This window comes from Ruegeria sp. CI1, assembly GCF_056536925.1.
The window spans coordinates 1-21,401 of sequence record NZ_JBQFQP010000013.1; the positions used below are offsets into that span (position 1 = coordinate 1).

23 protein-coding genes are annotated in these 21,401 nt (G+C 55.5%); 9 read left to right on the forward strand and 14 right to left on the reverse strand.

Translation table 11 applies throughout. The annotated features are described in order from the left end of the window. Window positions 1-66: 66 nt before the first annotated feature. Genes ACR0LZ_RS15530 through ACR0LZ_RS15550 form a run of 5 tightly spaced genes read right to left on the reverse strand, consistent with a single transcriptional unit; the run spans window position 67 to window position 3,832 of the window. Window positions 67-711, reverse strand: coding sequence for an aldehyde dehydrogenase family protein (locus tag ACR0LZ_RS15530; protein WP_480750750.1), 645 nt, complete (start codon window positions 709-711; stop codon window positions 67-69). Beyond that, window positions 711-1,895, reverse strand: a complete 1,185-nt coding sequence (locus ACR0LZ_RS15535; protein WP_480750751.1) for a hypothetical protein — start codon at window positions 1,893-1,895, stop codon at window positions 711-713. Before ACR0LZ_RS15535 ends, ACR0LZ_RS15530 begins: the two co-directional genes overlap by 1 nt. A 30-nt stretch (window positions 1,896-1,925) precedes the next feature. Beyond that, window positions 1,926-2,234, reverse strand: a complete 309-nt coding sequence (locus ACR0LZ_RS15540; protein WP_480750752.1) for a BMC domain-containing protein — start codon at window positions 2,232-2,234, stop codon at window positions 1,926-1,928. Window positions 2,235-2,273: 39 nt separating this feature from the next. Continuing rightward, window positions 2,274-2,540 carry a EutN/CcmL family microcompartment protein gene (locus ACR0LZ_RS15545; RefSeq protein WP_480750753.1) on the reverse strand — a complete coding sequence of 89 codons (267 nt, stop codon included), beginning with the start codon at window positions 2,538-2,540 and terminating at the stop codon, window positions 2,274-2,276. Next, a complete protein-coding gene (locus ACR0LZ_RS15550; RefSeq protein ID WP_480750754.1) occupies window positions 2,540-3,832 on the reverse strand; it encodes a glutamine synthetase family protein in 1,293 nt (430 codons plus the stop codon). Before ACR0LZ_RS15550 ends, ACR0LZ_RS15545 begins: the two co-directional genes overlap by 1 nt. 95 nt (window positions 3,833-3,927) lie before the next feature. Here ACR0LZ_RS15550 and ACR0LZ_RS15555 point away from each other — a divergent pair, with 95 nt between their 5' ends. Next, complete coding sequence (locus tag ACR0LZ_RS15555; protein ID WP_480750755.1) at window positions 3,928-5,067, forward strand: FAD-dependent oxidoreductase; 1,140 nt, start codon at window positions 3,928-3,930, stop codon at window positions 5,065-5,067. Here ACR0LZ_RS15555 and ACR0LZ_RS15560 read toward each other — a convergent pair. The 5 genes from ACR0LZ_RS15560 to ACR0LZ_RS15580 form a co-directional block, all read right to left on the reverse strand. Further along, entirely contained in the window at window positions 5,064-5,414 is a 351-nt protein-coding gene (locus ACR0LZ_RS15560; protein WP_480750756.1) for a YjiS-like domain-containing protein, read from the reverse strand. The genes ACR0LZ_RS15555 and ACR0LZ_RS15560 overlap by 4 nt on opposite strands. Before the next feature lie 90 nt (window positions 5,415-5,504). Then, window positions 5,505-6,188: a type 1 glutamine amidotransferase gene (locus tag ACR0LZ_RS15565; protein ID WP_480750757.1), complete on the reverse strand. Its 684-nt coding sequence runs from the start codon at window positions 6,186-6,188 to the stop codon at window positions 5,505-5,507. Next, window positions 6,185-7,609: an FMN-binding glutamate synthase family protein gene (locus ACR0LZ_RS15570; RefSeq protein ID WP_480750758.1), complete on the reverse strand. Its 1,425-nt coding sequence runs from the start codon at window positions 7,607-7,609 to the stop codon at window positions 6,185-6,187. Before ACR0LZ_RS15570 ends, ACR0LZ_RS15565 begins: the two co-directional genes overlap by 4 nt. Next, window positions 7,594-8,307, reverse strand: a complete 714-nt coding sequence (locus tag ACR0LZ_RS15575; protein ID WP_480750759.1) for a GltB/FmdC/FwdC-like GXGXG domain-containing protein — start codon at window positions 8,305-8,307, stop codon at window positions 7,594-7,596. The genes ACR0LZ_RS15570 and ACR0LZ_RS15575 overlap by 16 nt, the downstream gene beginning before the upstream one ends. After that, on the reverse strand, window positions 8,304-9,449 hold the full coding sequence (locus ACR0LZ_RS15580; protein WP_480750760.1) for a class II glutamine amidotransferase domain-containing protein: 1,146 nt from the start codon (window positions 9,447-9,449) through the stop codon (window positions 8,304-8,306). The genes ACR0LZ_RS15575 and ACR0LZ_RS15580 overlap by 4 nt, the downstream gene beginning before the upstream one ends. 2 nt (window positions 9,450-9,451) lie before the next feature. Here ACR0LZ_RS15580 and ACR0LZ_RS15585 point away from each other — a divergent pair, with 2 nt between their 5' ends. Continuing rightward, window positions 9,452-10,051 carry a GntR family transcriptional regulator gene (locus ACR0LZ_RS15585; RefSeq protein ID WP_480750761.1) on the forward strand — a complete coding sequence of 200 codons (600 nt, stop codon included), beginning with the start codon at window positions 9,452-9,454 and terminating at the stop codon, window positions 10,049-10,051. Window positions 10,052-10,129: 78 nt separating this feature from the next. Here ACR0LZ_RS15585 and ACR0LZ_RS15590 read toward each other — a convergent pair whose 3' ends face one another. Together ACR0LZ_RS15590 and ACR0LZ_RS15595 are read right to left on the reverse strand one after the other, a co-directional pair. Beyond that, the gene (locus ACR0LZ_RS15590) at window positions 10,130-10,723 is read right to left on the reverse strand and encodes a UbiX family flavin prenyltransferase (protein ID WP_480750762.1); all 594 of its coding nucleotides are present in this window, start codon (window positions 10,721-10,723) and stop codon (window positions 10,130-10,132) included. Further along, window positions 10,720-12,228, reverse strand: coding sequence for a UbiD family decarboxylase (locus ACR0LZ_RS15595; RefSeq protein WP_480750857.1), 1,509 nt, complete (start codon window positions 12,226-12,228; stop codon window positions 10,720-10,722). Before ACR0LZ_RS15595 ends, ACR0LZ_RS15590 begins: the two co-directional genes overlap by 4 nt. A gap of 169 nt (window positions 12,229-12,397) precedes the next feature. On the opposite strand from ACR0LZ_RS15595, the gene ubiT reads away from it, so the two are divergent. Genes ubiT through ACR0LZ_RS15615 form a run of 4 tightly spaced genes read left to right on the forward strand, consistent with a single transcriptional unit; the run spans window position 12,398 to window position 16,026 of the window. Next, entirely contained in the window at window positions 12,398-12,898 is a 501-nt protein-coding gene (gene ubiT / locus ACR0LZ_RS15600; RefSeq protein WP_480750858.1) for a ubiquinone anaerobic biosynthesis accessory factor UbiT, read from the forward strand. Beyond that, entirely contained in the window at window positions 12,898-13,875 is a 978-nt protein-coding gene (gene ubiU, locus ACR0LZ_RS15605) for a ubiquinone anaerobic biosynthesis protein UbiU (protein WP_480750859.1), read from the forward strand. Before ubiT ends, ubiU begins: the two co-directional genes overlap by 1 nt. A gap of 4 nt (window positions 13,876-13,879) precedes the next feature. Next, complete coding sequence (gene ubiV / locus ACR0LZ_RS15610) at window positions 13,880-14,788, forward strand: ubiquinone anaerobic biosynthesis protein UbiV (protein ID WP_480750763.1); 909 nt, start codon at window positions 13,880-13,882, stop codon at window positions 14,786-14,788. Next, on the forward strand, window positions 14,785-16,026 hold the full coding sequence (locus ACR0LZ_RS15615; protein WP_480750764.1) for an NnrS family protein: 1,242 nt from the start codon (window positions 14,785-14,787) through the stop codon (window positions 16,024-16,026). The genes ubiV and ACR0LZ_RS15615 overlap by 4 nt, the downstream gene beginning before the upstream one ends. 289 nt (window positions 16,027-16,315) lie before the next feature. Here the strand turns inward: ACR0LZ_RS15615 and ACR0LZ_RS15620 are convergent, their stop codons facing one another. Continuing rightward, window positions 16,316-16,672, reverse strand: a complete 357-nt coding sequence (locus ACR0LZ_RS15620; protein ID WP_480750765.1) for a hypothetical protein — start codon at window positions 16,670-16,672, stop codon at window positions 16,316-16,318. Then, window positions 16,669-17,013: a hypothetical protein gene (locus tag ACR0LZ_RS15625; RefSeq protein WP_480750766.1), complete on the reverse strand. Its 345-nt coding sequence runs from the start codon at window positions 17,011-17,013 to the stop codon at window positions 16,669-16,671. The genes ACR0LZ_RS15620 and ACR0LZ_RS15625 overlap by 4 nt, the downstream gene beginning before the upstream one ends. Before the next feature lie 553 nt (window positions 17,014-17,566). Between ACR0LZ_RS15625 and ACR0LZ_RS15630 the strand changes: the two genes are divergently transcribed. From ACR0LZ_RS15630 to ACR0LZ_RS15640, 3 genes are all read left to right on the forward strand, one after another. Continuing rightward, a complete protein-coding gene (locus ACR0LZ_RS15630) occupies window positions 17,567-18,025 on the forward strand; it encodes a c-type cytochrome (protein ID WP_480750767.1) in 459 nt (152 codons plus the stop codon). Between the two features lie 6 nt (window positions 18,026-18,031). Continuing rightward, window positions 18,032-18,907: a c-type cytochrome gene (locus ACR0LZ_RS15635; RefSeq protein WP_480750768.1), complete on the forward strand. Its 876-nt coding sequence runs from the start codon at window positions 18,032-18,034 to the stop codon at window positions 18,905-18,907. A 137-nt stretch (window positions 18,908-19,044) separates the two neighbouring features. Beyond that, entirely contained in the window at window positions 19,045-21,351 is a 2,307-nt protein-coding gene (locus ACR0LZ_RS15640) for a Tex family protein (protein WP_480750769.1), read from the forward strand. Window positions 21,352-21,401 lie beyond the last annotated feature (50 nt).

The following is a 21,401-nucleotide window of genomic DNA, read 5'->3' on the forward strand; positions in this document are numbered from 1 at the left end:
ACCCGGCGCTTGCTTCACCGAAAATCCGCCGCATAATCAAACCAAACAGATGCGCCAGATCCTCTCTTAGCTCAGGCAGCCATCTGTCCCAAAATCCCCGACGACGGACACCATCGCTGGCCCACCGGTCGCCATCACAACGGAGGTGCGTCGATGCTTCATCAGCTCGGCGGTGCCTTGTATCGTCACGGCATCAAGACATTGGATCAACCCTTTGGGCGCCCCCATCTGTTCCGCTAAGCTGGACATGACCTTTACTGTTTCGATACCGCTACGCACACCACGTGGATGCGGGGCGCAAACGATGGCGTTTCCCGCTTTGACCGCCGAAAGCACCTTGTAGATGATGGTCGAGGTCGGGTTTGTCACGGGGATGAGTGCGGCGACCACCCCCATTGGTTCGCCAAAAGCTGCGATTTTGGTCGCGTCGTCGCGCCATAACAGGCCAAGGGTTGTTACGTCTCGCAGATAATCCGCGACTGATAGGGCGTTGAACAGGTTCTTTAGCCGTTTGTCCGGGACATTGCCGTAACCGGTCTCCTCGACGGCGATTTGCCCAAGCCGCTCGGCCTCGGGTTCGATTGCGCGGGCCATGGCATCAACAATGGCATCAACCTGAGTAGGATCGGTCCCTAAGAAGGCACGATATGCGGAAAAGGCCGTTTCAGCAGCACGCCGCGCGGCGGCGATCGATTTCAGATCCGCATCCATCACGTTGCTCCAGTGGCAATGGCGTCAAAAATACGACGCGCCTGATCGACGTCGCCTGCGGAAATACCAATGCTGTCCAGCTTGCGGCCCGCGGCGGCCACATCCGCCCCCAGCATTTGATCCGTGATCGCTATCAAGCTGCGGGTCAGCGGCGCGGGAATACCTGCCAGCGTTGCCGCCGAACCGAGTGGCACCAGAGACCCAAGTACGCCATCGCGCATCAAACCAACTGCGACCTGCCGGTGGGGGACAGGACGCGAAAACTCGCCCCTGTCCGCACCTGCGAAGCGTTCGATCCAGTCATCGATGTCGGGTAAATCCCTGACGCCAAAGGCCGCCGCAACCCTGCGCCGTTCTTCGGCGAGTCCTACAATCACAGCGCGTTGGTCTTCTCCGATCAGTGCGGAGAATGTGATGTTTGTCGCCAGCAGTTCACCACCCATCGGAACACTTGGACCTCCCTTTTCCAGTGCGGCGCCTCCGAGCACCAAGGCAGGGATTTCCACTGCGGCGGAAAGATCTCCGAAACTGGAAACCAAGACCGAGTCAACGGGGCTCAGGTTGGGAAGAAACTGGCTTAACCCGTCAAGCACATGGGTTCGACCGCGCGGTAAAGTCGCTCCGGCCATTGGAGCGGCGTGAGTCAAATTCAACACCGAACCCTCGGCAGCGAACCAATACGGCAGCCCCTGTATCTCGATCAAAGTAACATCCGCCTTACAGCCGCCAATGCGCAGCATCCACGCCGCTTCGACAGCGCCCAGTGACCGGCCAGGGGCAAGCACCAGAACCTGGCCGTCACTCAGATGATCGGCCAGTACCATTGCATAGGTACGCTGCTTGTGGACTGGCCCTGTGAGAAAGATCACTTCGGCCCCGCTAACCGCGGCGTCCAGTTCGGCGGTAGTGCGGACAGACGGGCTATCCCGGTTCACATGATATGACCCCACCGGTCCAACACCACGAAGACCGATGCCCGAAGATTTCTCCAGCAGGTCCAGTTCACTGCCGTAGGCGGAAAACAACGTAACGTCTGCCCTTTCTGCCAGACACAGAGCAGCCAGAAGTCGGGCATCCGGCCCTCCGCCCAGAACGGCAATCTTGCCATATTTCTGGGTTGGTGCGGCTTCCCTTGTTGCGCCGCTTGCTACGGCACGGGTGAATTCTGCGAATCCAGCGGACATGGTTGCTCCTTACTCGACTGCCACGAAGATTCAGGCAGTTGTGCCTGCACCCAGCCCATCAATGATGGCTTCAAGCTCGTCGTGAGGACGTGCGATGACATGCACTGAAACGACTTCGCCCACTTTATTGGCTGCGGTCGCGCCCGCGTCTGTGGCGGCCTTCACGGCACCAACTTCGCCGCGAACAAGGGTGGTCACGAGACCGCCACCCGCTTTGGTTTGTCCGACGATCGTAACGCTTGCGGCCTTGACCATTGCGTCTGCAGCCTCAATCGCGCCGACGAGGCCGCGGGTCTCGATCATGCCCAGGGCCATCTGCCCCGCAACTGGTTTCGCCATTTTTGTTCCTCCAGAGTAAAACGTTGATAAGTGTTGAAGTCAGTTGGCCGAGATGTGATCCACAACCGCCACAATGGTCAGATCCACCGGCACTGTGGACAAATCCGCAGCCATCCGTGCTGCCGATCCACCGACCACGAGCACAGTGTCTCCGATCCCCGCACCACTCGTATCTACGGCGACACAAGCCGGTCGAAGGACCTTGCCGCGACTGTCGACGATATCGGTGATCAACAGCTTTTTGCCGACCAAGCGCGCGTCCTTGGCAGTTGCAGTGACAGTGCCTGTAACTTTGCCTATCAGCATCAGAGCGTCCTCAGGTACCGGTCCAATTCGACTTGCGTCACCTGCTCGGCAAAGAAACCCAACTCACGCTCGGCCTGCTGAAGGACAAGTTCCCACTGCAACTCGCCCATCACATCCTTAAGCCAATCCGAACTGCGCGCCAGATTGATGGCAGTGGGTAGATCAGTCGGAATCGCGTCCCCGATGGCCTCCTCATACGCGTTGCCCATCGTGGGCTTACTGGGTTCAAGGCCCTGTTCCATACCGTCCAGACCTGCTGCGATTTCTGCAGCCAGCAAAAGATAGGGGTTGGCATCGGCACCCGCGTCACGCTTTTCAACGCGAACAGAAGTATCGGAGCCTTCGATGACGCGGATACCGACTGTTCGGTTGTCGTATCCCCAACTCGCGTTAATTGGGCAGAAGGTATAAGGCGCGCGACGACGATATCCATTCACCGTCCCACTTCCGCAAATTGCGCTTTCACACATGCGCTTTTGTAGTCCTGCAATAAATGCTTTAGCCGTGTCGTTGATTTTCCCGTTTTCGGCAAAAGCGTTCTTGCCATCCTTCCACAGGGAGTAGTGTGTGTGGAATCCATTGCCCGACTGTTCAAAGAACGGTTTTGGCATGAAAGTCGCCAGATACCCATGCGCAATACCCAGCTGCCGGATCAGCGATTTGAACAAAACTACCCGGTCAGCGGCCTGAAGTGCCTCGCCATACCGAATGTTCACCTCGATTTGCCCTGCTGCGTATTCGGGATTGGACTGTTCGATCGGGATGCCGCATTCATTTATTTGTTGACGGATCGGACCAACGATATGCTCCATCCGGGCCGCCCGTCCCAGCCCATAAACTTGGATGCCGTTGTCACGTGGTTGCCCGGTGTCGGGGTCCAGCAAATAGAACTCAAGCTCTGTCCCGACGTTGACTTCGAACCCCATGTCCCGCGCACGTTCCACCTGCCGCACCAAGGCCTGACGGGGGTCGATCGGAACCGGCTTGTGATCCATGCCTTCGGCCCGACCAAAACAGACCGCGACACCCGGCTCCCAAGGAACCGGGACGGGCTTGCTCATCGGAAAGACATGCATATCAGGATAGCCATTATCGAAATTGACATACGGAGTGTCCCAGACATCGCATGTCATATCGATAGCAAAGAGCGCAATTGAAAGGGCGTTGCCGCCTTTGCAAATCTGATCCCAATGGCTCGCCGGAATACGCTTTCCGCGCATAATTCCGTTTAGGTCTCCGACACCGAGAATGACGGTGTGCGTCCCCTCGGGCAGCTCGAAATCCGAACTCATTGATGCGCTCTCCCTGTCGCTTTTTGGCTTTTCTTAAGTTGTATTCTGTATACAGTATTCACGAATACGACCGAGAAACAAGGAAAATCTGCGCCATGCCCGGAAGCTCTGTAATTGTAGTCGGCGGCGGCATTGTTGGGGTCATGACGGCCCTGACATTGCAGCGACGAGGAGAGCAAGTAACGCTGATCGACAGGTGGGAACCTGGACATTCTCGTGCATCTTCAACGGATTACAACCGAGTAGTCCGTGCTATTTCAGGCCGGGACGAGTTCTATACTCGGTGGGCCCGCGAAAGTCGGATGCGCTGGCTCGAACTGCAAGCCGAAACCGGTCTAAACCTGATGTACGAATGTGGCGCACTGATTCTTGCAACGCGGGGACATTGCGATTGGGAAGATGCGACGGCTGATACATTCGATCGTATCGGAGTTCCGTATTACAAGTTCGAACGTTCCGATATCGAATCTCGATTTCCACAATTCCGGGTGCCGGACATCGAATATGCTTTGTTCGAACCTGAGGCGGGAATGCTGATGGCACACCGCTGTGTGATCACCGCATTGGGTCTGTTTCGCAGTGCAGGCGGCGAAGTCACCAGGGGGCGGGTTACAACGGACGATGTCGAGCGCCCAATGCTTGATGGGCAGCCATTGGAAGCCGATCTGATCATCATCGCGACCGGGGCCTGGATGGCCGACATGTTTCCCAAAACGGTGAAACCGATCACGACCGTTGTAGGTGTCAATGTTTTATACACCTCGACCCCTGATGGGTCAGAAGACTTCGACATGGGCAGAATGCCGTGTTGGATCGACCACGGGCAGGGTTCTTTTGGATTGCCCTCTTCGGAGGGGTCAGGTGTCAAGGCAGCAGTGGTGATCCCCGACAAGATTGATCTGGACAATGACGAACGGCTAATTCGCCAAGCGACGCTAGGACGAACCCGCAGTTATATACGGCATCGCTTTCCGGGCCTCGAAGGTCAACGGGTTGTCGACTCAAAGTTCAATCAGATAATTTTGACACCGGACACTCATTTCATTGCTGACTGGCATCCCGAACACGAAAACGTTTTTCTTGCCGGAGGTTGCTCGGGACATTTGTTTAAACATGCACCCGTATTTGCAGAATTTGTAGCAGGCGTCGGTCTGAGAGACTTCGGCACAGCCGAACGCTTCAAACTATCGGGGCGGCGAAAGCTGAGCCCCAAGGAAAGTCCCAGCGGTCGTTAACTGCCCGACAGAGCGCGATAGATGTTGGCGTTTGGGCATCTGTCTTCGGGCAAGTGTTCACCCTTGCGGATCGCGTCTCTGCAAGTCTTGGCCTGATCGCAGTACCCGCATTTTTCAGCGAGCTCGAGACTAAGTTCCGGACGAGAATCGAGCGCTTCTTCGCTCAAACCAAACTGACTGGCCATTGCAACAATTCGCTCCCGCGCTCCGGGCGATCCGGAACGCAGAGCTTGAAAATCGGCCCGGCTCAAACCAAGATCAGCCAGTTCACGATCGCTCAGCTTTTCTGAACGCCCCAGATTTGCAACGCGAGAGATCGCCTGAAAGAAATCATCAAACCTAGCCATTCAATTGTCTCCGCCAATACCGTATTCAGTATACAATCTTCAAGGTTTTGGAATTTGATCAAGATCAACTCCGCACACCATGGATATCCATTACGCACTGCGGAACAGCGAGACAGCTTCCTTTACAGCCAGATCGCGTGGCACCACAGCATTTTGGATTGAAGCCAATGCCAGTTCCGCCTCGGTTTTAGACAAAAAAACGCCCCGACCTCGCTCAACTATCTCGCGCAAATGTGTTTTGGTATACTCGGGGTGGAACTGAACCGATGCTGCGGGAAAATCATAAGTCAGTGCGCCGACAGGACAATGCGCCGCCGTCGCAGTGACTTTTGCGCTCGCCGGAACCCGGGTCACTTGGTCTTGATGCCAGACGTAACTCGGAATCACTGAGGATCCAAAATCGAATTCTCGCGCGCCAATCACGTTGCCAACGGACGCTTTCGCGGCCCTGCCGCCAAATGTATCTGCCATGATTTGGTGACCAAAGCAGATTCCGAAGATGGGCTTGCCCGCATTTTTTGTGTTCAGCAAAAAATCTTTGAGCGGCTGTATCCACGGCGGGGCGTCATAAACTCCAAATTCGGACCCGCCCACTATAACCCCGTCAAACGTGCCTATCTCAGGCAACGCCTCGCCATCGACGACGTTTGCAACCGAAAACTCTGCGCTTCTCAAATGCGGTGCCAACCACCCCTTGATTTGGCTCGCGGTCCGTGGTGTCCCCTTCAGTAACGGAAGGGGATGCCCTGTCAGTTCGAGGATGGCAATTTTCACCAATCGAACGCCCTGTCTATCCCCGCCATTTTGACACCAGTAAAGGCAGAGGCTTCGAAGCTCAAAGCGCGCAGATCTTCGGTTTCCAAGTTGTGGACAGATGACTTGCCGCAAGCCTTTGCCAGAGCAGTGATTTCCATGGTCATGGCCGTCAGGTATCGTGCAATCCTTTCTGCTCCCGCCTTGGGATTCATCCGCACTTCCAGCTCAGGGTCCTGTGTTGCGATTCCGACTGGACAACGACCTGTATGGCAATGATGACATGCCCCAGGAGACGTCCCCAATGCCTTGTAATCCTCCACATAGCGCGGAGTATTACACCCTAGGGCCACCATCGCCGCATTGCCGATCATTACGGCATCGGCACCCAATGCTAGACACTTCGCGGCATCGACCCCGGATCTGATGCCACCAGCAGCCACCAACGAAACTTTGCCCGTCATGCCGCATTCATCCAACGCCTCTCGCGCAGCCCGGATCGCGCTCATCGTCGGAATTCCGGTGTGGTTCAGCAACAATTCCGGAGACGCACCAGTTCCTCCTTCGGCGCCGTCAACGACAACGACATCCGCCCCGGCTTTGGCAGCAATTGCCACGTCGAACCGTGGACGTGTCGCACCCATCTTGATAAAGATCGGCACCTGATAGTTCGTTGCGATCCGTAACTCTTCGATTTTAACGGCCAGATCGTCAGCCCCCAGAAAATCCGGATGACGGATCGTTGAACGTTGATCGACACCTTCCGGCAATGTCCGCATTTTGCTGACACGCGGGCTGACCTTCATGCCCAGCAATAGTCCTCCGGTTCCGGGTTTGGCCCCCTGCCCCACAACCAGCTCCAAAGCATCCGCGCGCCGAAGGTGATCCAGATCGACTCCATAGCGAGCAGGAGACATCTGGTAGAGTAGAATGCGTGACGCTTCGCGTTCCTCTTCCAGCATTCCACCTTCGCCCGTACACGTCATGGTGCCGACTTTCGAGGCCCCGAACCCCAGAGAAGCCTTGGCCGAGGCAGACAGGGCCCCAAAAGACATCGAGGCTATGTATATCGGAATTTTCAATTCGACAGGGCGTTCTACAAGCCCGCGACCACCACCCAAGACCGTCGTGGTATCACAGTTTTCGCGATATCCCTCCAACGGCAGGCGTGTCATCGTCGCAGGCACGAAGGTTAGATCGTCGAATGTCGGCAATCGCTTGTTGAAAGTGTTGTAACCGCGCACCTGATAGCGACCGAGTTGTGCTAGAGCGTGCACCTCGGAAATCGCCTCTGGCGTCCACCGGGTGGACCCGCCTTCATCATAAGAGGAGGGAACACCTGCGGGCCTACCTTCGACTGAGCCGGCATCGCGAAACCGGATTTCATTCTCCGAGGCCGTTTCGAATGGATATTCATATGGTTTACTCAGATCATGAGCCATGCGCTTGCGTCCCTGCTTTCAAAATACCAAAGGCGCTGACCTGAAACCATTTTTCGCCAGTTTCGAGAACTGTCAGTCAGCCCTAGCGGTCGCAGAATGGCGTCTACTTCTGCCACTTCCTCTGCGGTTGGGTCGATGATTTTGACGTCCACACCAGTGCTTTCGACCTCACCCGCGACCCAAACCTCTCCTTGCCACAAGGCGTCCGCGCAGGACGCGCCCGCGCCGCCTAGCGCGATGATTTTACCCGCATGTGCCATGAAGCCGGATTGATAGCCGATCTTCCCCTCGACCACGATGTTTCCGCCTTTCATGGCAACGCCAACACGTGGCCCTGCGTTGCCCTTGACGTGAATCGTGCCGCCAATCATGGCAGCACCGCAGGACATGCCTGCATAACCACCAACGGTGATGTGACCCTTGGCCATCCCTTCACCCACGGCCCAGCCGCAGTTTCTTTCGATGGCAATCTTGGCACCGGTGTTCAAGCCACCACAATAGTAGCCGACGGAACCTTCGAATGCGATGTCGACATTGTCAGGCAGGCCAATACCAAGATTGTGCCGTGAAAGGGTGTTCGTCACACGGATCGGTTGACCGAGGCTGCAAGCCGCCATTATCTCCCGGTTGATTTCCCGGATTGGGCGGTCCCCAACTTCAATGACGATTTCGTCGGTAAGCGTTGCCGTTTCGCTCATGCCGCCATACTCCGGTTTCCGACACCCCAGATGCCCGTTAGTGAAGGGCCGTCATAATTGATGACATCACATTCTTCGGAAACAACGCGGCGCACGGCTTGTTCTTCGGTGGCGGCCGCCAACTCGCCGTTTTGGTTGACAACGACGAGCGGCTTCATGGCAAAGCGATCCTTGGCAAACCCGATCCCATATGGTGTGGCAATCATATAAGTAAAAACACCATCGATCGAGTTGATAGACTTTTTCAGTGCCTGCTCCATCGTCAAACCGGCTTTCATCTGATCACTGACCCAAACGGCTATCAATTCGCTGTCATTTTCAGTCAGAAAGCGATACCCGGCACGGGTCAGGCGGTTGCGCCACAAAAAATAGTCCGTGATCTGCCCATTGTGGACGATCGCCACATCCGAAAATGGCCGCGCCCAAAACGGATGCGATGCATTTGGCAGCACAGAGCTTTCCGTGGCAAGACGTGCATGCCCCAATCCGTGCGTACCGATCATGTCGCGAACTCCGTGTTTATCCGCAACAGCTTCGGCGCCTCCGATGTCTTTAACTATTTCCAGACTGCGACCGCAGGATTGAATTTCGATGCGGTTGGTCAGTGTGTCCGCATCCGAAACCCAAGCCTGCAAGTTGACCGGTTCGGATATTTCCATACGAAAGCAATAGTGTCTGTTGGCGTCCGTCACGATCTTTGGCTCGGACAGGAAGCCGGACCCATTTGCCTTCAAAACTGCCTCGAATTCATCGAGGTCAGATCCCTGCAGCGATTTGTCAAAACCCATACCTCTCAGCACGTATCCGGTGTCTCGCGGCACCCCGTAAATAGCGAAGCCAGTGCTGTCGGCACCACGATGCTCCTGCGCATCCATCAAGGCGACAAGATCGGCCCCGACTTGGCCCGGAGCAGCAAGAATCCTGCCAGCGATTCCACACATAAAAGAACTCCCTGTTCGTTTTGCTTTGTATACTGTATACAGTACACGAGCAATATCAACCCTATTCGGCTTGGCATCGCCTGCATTATTGAATACAGGATTCAGCAATGAAGAAAGCGAGGCACTGAGTGGCACTAAAACAAATAAAAACGCAGCGCAGACGGCTGGCGGATGAAGTTTACGACCAACTCGTAGAAGCAATCATGAGCCGCGAGATATCGACAGAAGACCGACTGGTGCAGGAGAAACTGGCCGCAGAATTGAATATCAGCCGAACTCCGGTCCGCGAGGCGTTAATGCGGTTGGAGACCGAAGGCGTACTGGAAGTCGTCGCTAGCGGTGGGTTTCGCCTCGCGCAAATGGACCACAATGAAGTCAAGCAACTTTATCAGGCCCGTGCAGCCATCGAAGGGCAAGCCGCACGTATCCTTGCGGTCAATGCTTCGGCCAAAACCCTGGACGGGCTGCGCGCCCTCATTCGCATCGAAGAAGACCTCGAAGACCCAACCACACGGGATTACTTCATTGCAAACAGACGCATTCACCGGGCCTTCATGGTGGAGGCTGACAATAAATTCCTTCTCGACATGTTCGATATGATTTGGGGAAAAGCGATGGCATTTCACCTGTTTTCGGCAATCGAGAACGTCGATATTTCCAAGTCCCTTGGTGACCACCTGAATCTCGTAGAAGCTATCGAAACTGGTAACCCAACCGAAGCACTGGAGGCATTCACCGCGCATATTCAAGCCGGATTCGACCTGCAGATTGAGGGTTTGTCGGAATCCCAAACCAACGCCTGACGTTGATGAACCAGCCACTTGTCCAATTTTGTCAGACCACAATGGCTTACAACGCACCTGACATGGGAACTGCAAAAACTAGGAAAGGCCAGAAAGAGTGGTCTTTTCGGGGGCCCACTGACGCGCCATTGGAACCGTTATTCCAAGGTGATCTATGGCGCGTGCTGCAATTTGATCGATGATGGCGGCGACCGATTCAGGTTGCAGGTAAAATGCGGGAACGGGCGGGAATATCGTTGCTCCCAGCTCCACCGCTGTGGTCATGTTACGTAGATGGGTCAAAATCAGAGGCGCCTCGCGTGCCAACAAAACCAAGCGCCGCCGTTCTTTGAGCTGCACTCCGGCCGCGCGGGTCAGCAGATTGTCGTCCAATCCGTTCGCTATCGCCGCCAGTGTTCGCATGGAACATGGTGCGACGATCATGCCCGATACCGGAACCGACCCCGAAGCGATGCTAGCACCAACATCGTTTATGTCATGGACTCGTGTTGCAATCTTGCAGGCTTCTTCAAATGCCGCCTGCCCGCATTCTAGCTCAATCGTGCGTTCCGCAGCCGCACTGATCACCAGGTCGGTTTCGGCGCCAAGTATTGCCAATTGTCGGACGACCGACAGACCCAGTGCGGCGCCTGACGCCCCGGAAATCCCAAGAACAACGCGCCTGGGCATCATGGAATGAGCCCCGGTAGAGCACGTCTCACGAAATCGGCTGCAAAGGCCGCATCTTCCGGATCGGTTCTCATAACTTCTCCCCACTCACGGGTGGTTTCACTATCGATTTTCTTCGTCGCATCGATGCCCATTTTTCCGGCCAAACCGGCTTTGGGCGAGGCAAAATCGAGATAGTCCATGGGCGTCCCATCAATGATCATCACGTCCCGTGCGGGGTCCATCCGTGTGGCCAATGCCCAGGCAATATCGTCCCAGTTTGACGGATCGATGTCCGAGTCAACGACAACAATTATCTTGGTATAGCTGAATTGTGGCAGCATTCCCCATAGCGACATCAAAACCCGACGTGCCTGTCCGGGATAACGCTTATCTATACTCACCACCGCCATGCGATAGGAGCAGGCAGCAGGTGGCAACCAAAGGTCACGGATTTCCGGGATTTGCGCGCGGATCGTTGGCAAGGCAAGTGTATTGAAAACCTCTCCGATAATCGCAGGTTCGTCTGGTGGTCTCCCTGTATAGGTGGACAAATACAGAGGCTCTTTTCGGCTGGTCATTCCCGTCACCCGCATTACCGGGAATGGTTCGGCAGCGTTGTAGTATCCGGTATGATCCCCGAAGGGTCCTTCTGGCGCCGTTTCCGCGGGCGAAATCCAACCTTCCAACACGATTTCCGCCTCGGCCGGAACCATCAGAGGAACAGTTTTTGCGGGTGCAAAGCGAGGTCGAACTCCACCAAGCACACCGGAAAAACTCAGTTCCGAGACCGTCTCTGGTAACGGCAGCGCCGCTGAAAGCAAAAGTGCCGGGCAGGCCCCTAGGACAATGGCAACAGGCATTGGTTCATCTTGAAGCACCCATGTCCGATGGTGCGCCGCGCCACCCCTGTGGGGCAACCAGCGCATGATCAGACGGTTCTCTTCCAATACCTGAACCCTGTAGATTCCCGCGTTGTAACGTGAGATGTCTTCAGGTTTGGTGCCGAATGGACGAGTCAACACAACTGGCCAGGTAATCAGCGGGCCAGCATCACCCGGCCAATGAGTCTGCACAGGAATGACGTTCAAATCGACTTCGTCACCCTCACGAACAATGCCCTGAACGGGTGCAGACGATAGGAATTTCGGTCTGGTTGACAGCGCAGCATTGAGCATCGGCCAACGCGAGAGCGCGTCACGTGCGCCGGAGGGTGGCGAAGGAGAGCGCAACGCCGCAAGAAATTCTCCCAGCTTGGGCAGGTTATCCTCTAGCATGCCAAGCCCCGCAGCGACCCGTTCAGTCGTGCCAAACAGATTGGTTACAACAGGCATCCCTCCAAGACTACTGTCGGAGCATTCCGGGTGATTGAACTGCAACACCGGGCCGCCTTGCTCTAAAACAACGCGATGCACCGCCGTCATCCGATGGCGGATAGGAACCGGCTCTGACACCGTTTGAAACTGCCCGGCCTCAGCGCACCAGCCGAGAAAGGATCGCAGGTCAGGAAATGGGGGCAGGTCGCGTATGGCGGAACTCCTTTGCGGATGATCGCGAGCTATCAGAGGAATTCACAAGCTGAATTGACATCAGTCAAATTACGCGAGGCACAATCAAACTAGGACAGGTGCAAACACGGCAGGAAAGGACCACTCATTGCCTCAGCCCTCCCCGATCATCCCACGGTTTCCACCGGCATTGGGACGGGCGCTAAGGGTCATACCCCTTGGCCCGCTATCGCTGTCCCTGACCAGCTATACCCGTGCCTTGGCAAAGCGTCACCCGGGCATGTTCCGGCGTTTGGGCGAACACGTTTCGTCGCGGTTTGTCCTGGACCCCACTGATCTGCCTATCTGTATTCTAATGGAACCAAATGGCGGCAAACCGCGAGTGCGTGTCTTGCACAATAGGTGCAATGGCGACGCTCGAATTTCAGGGCCACTTGCAGCACTTCTAGGCCTTGTCCATGGCGCATACGACGGTGACGCGCTGTTTTTTTCCAGAGACTTGACGATCGAAGGCGACACGGCAGCCGCATTGGCTTTGCGCAATGCGATAGATGAAGAAGAACTGGATCTAGCACAGGAATGCGCGCGTTTTTCAGGGCCATTTTCAACTCCACTTCTGCGTCTGATTGCACTGACCGAACGTAGGACGGGTTTGTTTCTCTCGCGACCCGAGGAGAATTTATCGTGGTAATGGAAATCGTATGCCCCGCAGGAACACCGGCCGCGTTGCGTGCAGCCGTTAAGGCCGGAGCACACACCGTTTATTGCGGCTTTGCAGATGAAACCAACGCCCGGAATTTCCCCGGCCTGAATTTCAGTCGAGAAGAAATGCGTGAAGGCGTGTCCTTTGCACATGCGCATGGAGCAAAAGTTCTGGTCGCAATCAACACTTATCCGCGTGCAGGGGCGGAAAGCACCTGGCACCGCGCTGTGTCAGACGCCGGAACGGCAGGTGCCGATGCCGTGATCCTGGCCGATCCAGGCCTGTTGGACTACGCGGCCGCTAATCTTCCTCAATTGCGCCGTCACCTCTCGGTTCAGGCGGCCGCTGCCAACGCCGACATAATCAACTTCTATGCCAGTGAGTTCGGAGTGAGACGGGTTGTTCTACCGCGCGTCCTTTCCGTACCCGAAATTGCCGCGATAAATTCAGAAATTGACGTCGAAACCGAAGTATTCGTCTTTGGCGGGCTCTGCGTGATGGCCGAAGGCCGGTGCTCCTTGTCTTCTTACGCGACCGGAAAATCGCCCAACATGAACGGGGTTTGTTCACCAGCCAGCCATGTTGAGTACATCGAAGAGAACGGCGTTTTGGATGCACGTCTTGGTGGTTTTACCATCCACCGGGCAGGCAGGGGTGAACCGGCCCCTTACCCGACATTGTGCAAAGGGTGCTTCAGCGCAGGCGAAAAAAAAGGCCATCTTTTCGAAGACCCGGTCAGCTTGAATGCCGAACAACTAATTCCCCAGTTGAAAAAGGCGGGCGTCACGGCCCTAAAAATCGAGGGTCGCCAACGCTCTCGCTCATACGTGGCCCAAGTCGTTCGAAACTTCCGCGCTGCCGTCGACGCGCTCGAACAAGGCAGGCCGCTGCCTGTCGGCATGTTGGCAAGCCTGTCAGAAGGCCAGGCCATGACTACTGGCGCCTATAAAAAAACATGGAGGTGACGCCATGGAACTCACGGTTGGTCCAAACCAGTTCTTTTGGCCCACAGAGGACTGGACCAAATTCTATTCTGATCTTGCAACGGCACCTGTGGACAGGGTCGTTCTGGGTGAACTCGTGTGCTCTAAACGGTTGCCATTCTACCAAGACCAGATCCCGGCAGCGATGACCACGTTAGCAGAAGCGGGGAAACAGGTGGTACTCACCAGCCTTGCGCTTGTGACATTAAAACGTGAACGGAAATTGACTGCCGAGCTAGCCGAATTGGGCGCGGCTGTCGAGGTCAATGACCTGACTGCGCTGGCTTACCTGCCGAAAGGCGTCGACTTTCATGTCGGTCCTTTGATCAATGTTTATAACGAGGGTACGCTGTCATGGCTCGCCAAGCGCGGTGCAACCCGCATCTGCCTGCCGCCTGAACTGCCTCTGAACTCGGTGCGGCGCTTGACGGACAAGGCTCAGGAACTCGGTGTTGCGATCGAAATCTGGGGGCATGGGCGCATACCCTTGGCCATGTCTGGTCGATGCTATCATGCGCGCTTGCATGGGCGGATTAAAGACAATTGCCAATATGCCTGCGAAGATGACCCCGATGGCCTGCAGGTTCGAACATTGGACGATCAACCGTTTCTGGCTATGAACGGAGTGCAGACCCTGTCCGAGACATATGCCTGTGCTGCCAACCAGATTGGGCTATTGGCAGACTGCGCGGTCTCTGCGCTGCGCCTATCTCCGCAATCGAAGGGTTTCACCAATTTGTGCAAGGGGTATCGTCGTTTGCTGGAAGGTGAGACATCGGCCGTGGGCCTTACGGAGGAGATTTCGGCGCAAAACCCTGGTATCAGATTTAGCGACGGTTTCCTTACAGGCGATACCGGTTTGAGTTGGTCCGGTGCCGATATTAACGCGGTATGAATTCTCACTACGGCGGTTCGGATACTTTATTGGCCCAGGTTTTAGCCGCCCCTTACCGACCGCTGTTTCTCGCGGCCATACTCGCAGCGCTCCTGTCGGTAATGTGGTGGCCGCTTGGCCTCTTGATTGGCATTCCCGCGCCGGTCTTTCCATCTCCTTCGCTTTGGCACGCTCACGAACTAATCTTTGGATTTGCAGGAGCCGCCACAGGTGGATATTTGCTCACCGCCTTGCCCTCGTGGACCGGCGCCGATCCGATTTGCGGGTGGCGTCTGAAATTACTGGTTGGTCTTTGGGTATTTTCACGATTCACAATGGCAACCGCAGATTGGCTGCCATCATTGTTCGTTGTCATCGTGAATTCGGGGTATTTTCTTGTACTGGCAGGCCTACTTATCCAAGGCATTGTGACCGCGAAGGCCTACCGAAGATCTTTCTATTGCATCGCGGTGCTTGCCATGTCCGGATTGGACGGCGCCCTTTTAGCTGGCGCCTCATGGGGTAATTTCGCGACCAGCTCGTCGGTACTGCATGTTATGATTTTGTTGTTTGCGTTGATGATCCTGAACATCGGCAGTACAGCAATACCCGCCTTTACCCGAAACTGGCTGATGTCGCGATCGTGCGAATGTGTCACCGTGTTCGAAGGCACCCGAAACAGATACGCCAGCATTGCCTTCCTGCTAATCGCATTCGCATTCTTCCTAGTCGAGCGAGAGCGTGCTGAGGGCGTTGCTCTTATGGTTGCCTCACTCTTGATCCTGGTGTCCATGCGTAAGTGGCAAACCCACAGAGTCCTCGGGAACCCGCTCCTAGTCGCCTTGCATGGGTCTTTTTTGTTTCTTCCACTTGGCTTGGCAGTGATGGGTTCTATTAAAGCATTCGAATGGCCTTTGGACAAAACCACCGCGCTGCACATTTTGACGATGGGCGCGATGGCGGGACTTATCATGGCCATTTCGGGCCGAGCTTCGTCCCATATCGGAGACGGCAATCTGAAGGCCAGCCGAGTATTTATTGCCGCAGTCGCCCTGATTTGGCTTGCCACCATTACAAGAGCCTCTGTGCTGGTCTTGCCATCTTCCAGTAACTTTCTCTTTTGGGCTGCGTGTTTCTGGTGCCTAGGGTGGATGTTGTTTCTTTTTGACTTCCGACACGCGTTGAAAGGCCCACCACCTCGGCCAGTCCTGAGTGGAAAACGTTTGAAAACTCTGCCCGAAATGGGCGGTTCGGTTTGATGCACTAGAACCTGACAATCTCATTGACGGTCCGATCCGTTGGGCACGGCAACTGCGCACCTTTCGGCGGTGTTTCGCAGGCAGGAAGCGAAAACCATGCTTCTTGTTCTTGCTCTACGTATTTTGGATTTCATGTTCTAGTTCGAGAAAGGGCGCCAAAACTGGTGCAACCAGATACTTGCCAAAGGACCTGACCAACTACGCGATCAGGTCCTCTAGTCTGTCCATATAGAAACCGGTTACCGACCCGTTTTCCAGGCACTTTTACCAACTTCACAAATTATGAAAGCTATTCGAACGCACCAAACAACCGGCTTCTGTCCTGCCGTGTTGCTGTCCGTTCAACCACAGTGTTGTTGTTGGCGTCTTTCAACTCATACTGCCCATTCTCGATTTCTTCTTTCCACCCATCCACATAGTTGACTTCAATATTCCGTCCGCTGATCTCGAAACTGGCTACCGTGCCGCCACCTTTTGCTCGGCTGGCAGCTCCTCTGGGCGCCGTCGCCTGTGTACTGCGGGCATTCGCCAAATTCTCAAAATCCTGGGGCGTCGCAGGGCGTTCTTCGACCGTGCGACCAAGCGCGTTCTTCCGTTCGAACCGGCCATTTTCGATTTCGATCTTCGATCCATCCGCAAAAGTCACTTCGCGCCCATGATGATTCGGGTCATCGTCCAATCCTCGGCCCTTCCTTCCGCGACGTCCATCGTCGTCATCATCATCTCGCGAGCTTCGGCTGTCGCGATCATCATCGTCACTGTTTCCAGGCCCACTGTTATCATCGTCGCCGCTGCCAGATCCGCTATTCCCGCCGTCACTGTCGTCGCCGCCGCCGCCAGATCCACTATTCCCGCCGTCACTATCGTCACCGCCGCCGCCAGGCCCGCTATTCCCGCCGTCACTGTCGTCGCCGCCGCTGCCAGGCCCGCTATTCCCGCCGTCACTGTCGTCGCCGCCGCTGCCAGATCCACTGCTTCCTCCGTCACTATCCCCTCCACCACCGGGGCCACTGTTTCCGCCGCTCTCACCATCCTTCGCCCATGCTACTGGCACGGATAAGGTTACAAACCCGCGCTCGTTAGTGGTTATGGTCAATGGAATTGCTGCCAGTGTTGCTGATAGGGCTGTGGTCAAAGCCAATTTCGTCGCCTGTTTCATCCGTCTTTCTCCTTCTGCCAGTGCGAAAACCGACGGGTATAGCCGTCTCTCTGGCAATTTGAGCATGTATTGAATTCTAGGAAATCAGACTTTTGTCCCGTGTTATCCTCGAATTGGTCTGCTTCGGACCATTTCTGCCTCGATCTCCGACTCTGGTCCTGACCGAAGAACAACCTTCTCAGACCTTGGTCGGTTTGGCTGAGAACTGGATTGTCGCAGGCTCATATTGACCGGACCGGTGCGACAGGCCATGAACCCCGACTTGCATGCGCGCTCCTATTGGAGGTCCCTGATACCGGACCGGTCGCAGAAGTTGCTATGGCAATTTCAAAAAACGCTCTATTGTTTAACAGGTCAAACGACCGGAGAGGCGGACGACACATGAAAAAGACCTTTTTAACTATCACGATAGCGACTTTGTTAAGTACCGGGATTGCACAAGCCCAAGATTATTCGTCGGCCATAAATGCGAGGCAAGGCCAGATGCGAATGCAGGCATTAAACATCAGCATTCTCGGTGCGATGGCCAAAGGCGAGTTGGAATATGATGCTGGTTTGGCGCAAGCAGCAGCAGACAATCTTGTCGCGATTTCAAATATCAACCAGTTGACCAATTGGCCTGAGGGCTCGGAAGCCGGAGCCAATGAGGGCACAAGAGCCAAGCCTGAGATCTGGAGCAATTCCGCAGGGTTCCAGGAAAAGTGGGCTGCGTTTGCCCCTGCCGCAGTGCAGATGCAAGCTGCAGCTGGACAAGGTGCAGCCGAGATTGGTGCAGCGATCGGAGCCGTCGGAGGCACGTGTAAAGGTTGCCACGACGATTTCCGTGTACCTCAGAACTAGCTCTATATGCGCCGGGGTGTCCTAGCGCTGTCTTTGGCGGCCGTTTTGGCCGCCATTGTTTTCTTTTTGCTCACGGCGCCTGAGCGCCTCTCTTCTGAGGCATTTTCCGAAAAAGAAGGTGATGCAGTGGCCGGGAAAACAGTGTTCCTCGCGGCGGGCTGTTCGTCATGTCATCAATCGCCAGGCTCGGAGGATTCGTTGACATTGTCCGGAGGACAACGGTTTCCTTCTGATTTTGGTACATTCATTGCACCAAATATCTCCATGCACCAATCCGCTGGAATTGGTGATTGGTCCCTGACGGATTTCGCAACCGCTCTGAGATATGGGGTTTCACCGGACGGGCAGCACTACTATCCTGCGTTCCCCTATACCTCGTACACACGCATGACGGATCAACAGATTGCCGATCTCTGGGCCTACATGCGGACACTCCCCGAAGCTGATGACGCAAGCCTACCGCACGAAATCACGTTTCCATTTTCGGTTCGCAGAGGGTTGGGGCTATGGAAACGGCTCAAATTTTCCGCCGACTGGGTTATGCCCGAGGTCACCACAGCAGAAGTTGAACGTGGTCGCATGCTGGTTGAAGCACTGGGACATTGCGGCGAATGCCATACACCTCGGGATGCGTTGGGCGGCCTGAAAAAAAACGTTTGGTTGGGTGGCGCCCCCAATCCGACCGGCGAAGGGCGTATCCCTGCCCTGACGCCGGATAAGTTGACGTGGAGCGCTGCGGACATCGCATACTACCTCGAAACCGGGTTTACTCCGGACTTTGACAGTGCCGGAGGGCACATGGTTGCAGTTATAAAGAACACCTCGCAACTCACCCCCGAAGATCGCGCCGCAATCGCCGCTTATCTTAAATCGCTGAAGTGAAACTCAGTCGCCTGGGTGAGATTCCTGCTTCAGAGATCTAGGCCGGCTTCTTTTTCCCGTGATCGGTGCAACCGTCTCTTTCCCTCCTTCAAGGCACTGGCTAAGAAGTTCCTCTAATTTGATTCAAGGAGACAGGTTTGGACCGGATCGCCCGCACAATTGCCACCGAAATCAGCGCCCGCCCTGAACAGGTGAGCGCAGCGGTCAAGTTGCTGGACGAAGGAGCCACCGTGCCATTCGTCGCCCGTTACCGCAAGGAGGTGACAGGTGGGCTGGACGATACTCAACTGCGGATTCTGTCGGACCGGCTGTCGTATCTAAGAGAACTGGAAGCACGACGTGAAACGATCCTGAACTCGATAAATGATCAGGGGAAACTCACGGACGATCTGAAGAAATCCATCGCACAAGCCGACACCAAGGCACAGCTTGAAGATATATATCTGCCCTACAAGCCTAAACGCCGCACCAAGGCCATGATTGCTAGAGAAAACGGGCTCGAACCTCTGGCCGATGCCATCTTGTCTAACCGCAGCGCCGACCCGGAAAAGCTGGCGGAAGGCTATGTAACCGAAGCAGTGCCAACGTCCAGGGACGCATTGAATGGTGCCCGGGACATCGTCGCCGAACGACTAACCGAAAATGCAAATCTTCTGGGGAAATTGCGCAGCTTCATGCAGAAAGAAGCATTTCTGACGTCAAAAGTGATCGACGGCAAGGAACAGGAAGGAGCGAAATTTTCCGACTATTTCGATCATACTGAGTTATGGGCAAATGTGCCGTCTCACCGGGCGCTAGCGATGCTGCGAGCATCGAAAGAAGGCATCGTAACTCTGGATATTGCGCCCGAGCCAGAAAGCGGCACTGCACGCGCCGAGGCGATGGTGGCAGCTCATTTGGAAACACGGGACGATGGCCCCGGTGACCAATGGTTGCGCAAAGTTTCCGGTTGGAGTTGGCGGGTGAAACTTTCGTTGTCGATGATGGTCGAACTCATGGCAGATCTGCGAACTCGCGCACAGGAAGAAGCCATTCAGGTTTTTGCGCGCAACCTCAAGGATCTACTGTTCGCAGCCCCGGCGGGCGCACGTCCGACACTCGGCCTTGATCCAGGGATCAGAACCGGCGTCAAGGCCGCAGTCGTCGATGCGACCGGTAAACTTATCGCCACAGAGACGCTCTATCCGTTCCAGCCCAAGAACGATTTGCGTGGGGCGCAAACCACAATCTTCAAGCTGATTACCGAACATAAGATCGAACTCATCGCTATTGGCAATGGAACTGCCAGTCGCGAAACAGAGCGAATGGTCGCAGACACGTTGAAACTACTGCCGAATTCGGTAAAAGGTCCAACTAAAGTTGTGGTGTCCGAGGCCGGTGCCTCCGTCTATTCTGCTTCGGCACTTGCGGCACGAGAGTTTCCGGATCTTGATGTCAGCTTGCGCGGCGCCGTTTCAATCGCTCGCCGACTGCAAGACCCATTGGCCGAACTGGTCAAAATTGAACCAAAGTCAATCGGTGTCGGTCAATACCAGCACGACGTGGATCAGCATCGTTTGGGTCAATCACTGGAAGCCGTGATTGAAGACGTCGTGAACGCCGTGGGCGTCGACCTGAACATGGCGTCTGCACAATTGCTCTCACACGTGTCCGGTTTGGGCCCTGGGCTGGCCGAGGCGATCGTTGCACATCGGGACCTTAATGGTGCTTTCAGAACACGCAAAGAACTGTTGAAAGTCGCCCGCCTTGGCCCGCGTGCATTCGAACAATGTGCCGGTTTCCTTCGCATCCCCGATGGAGACGAACCGCTCGACGCATCCGCCGTGCATCCCGAAGCCTATGCTGTTGCCCGCCGCATCGTTAAGGCGTGCGGCCGAGACATTCGGCAGATTATGGGCAGTGGCGGAGCATTCACGACTTTGCGCGCCGAGCAATTCGTCGATGACACCTTTGGCTTGCCAACAGTGCGAGACATCTTGTCAGAACTGGAAAAACCCGGTCGCGACCCACGCCCGAGTTTTGTTACTGCCTCCTTCGCCGACGGTGTTGAAGAAATCACCGATCTCAAACCTGGTATGGTTCTAGAAGGTACTGTAACGAACGTCGCGGCGTTCGGTGCGTTTGTTGACATAGGCGTTCACCAAGACGGGCTGGTTCACGTCAGCCAGTTGGCCGATCGGTTTGTCAAAGACCCGCACGAGGTGGTAAAAACGGGCCAAGTTGTAAAGGTGCGTGTGGTTCAGGTAGATGTTTCTCGAAAGCGCATCGGTCTAACCATGCGGAAGGATGGCGGGGCAGTTGCTGAGAGAGATCGGTCGGCACGCGGTCCGGCATCGAACAAAGGCAGCTCAGCAACAAACCATCAGCGCAGGAGTGCCCCCGAAGAGAACCGCAGCACTGGTGCACTTGGCGCTGCACTGAGGGACGCTTTCAAGAAAGACTAGTAGGCTAGAAGCCCATTGATCAGTAGGCTACTGGAGATCATGCTCTAATG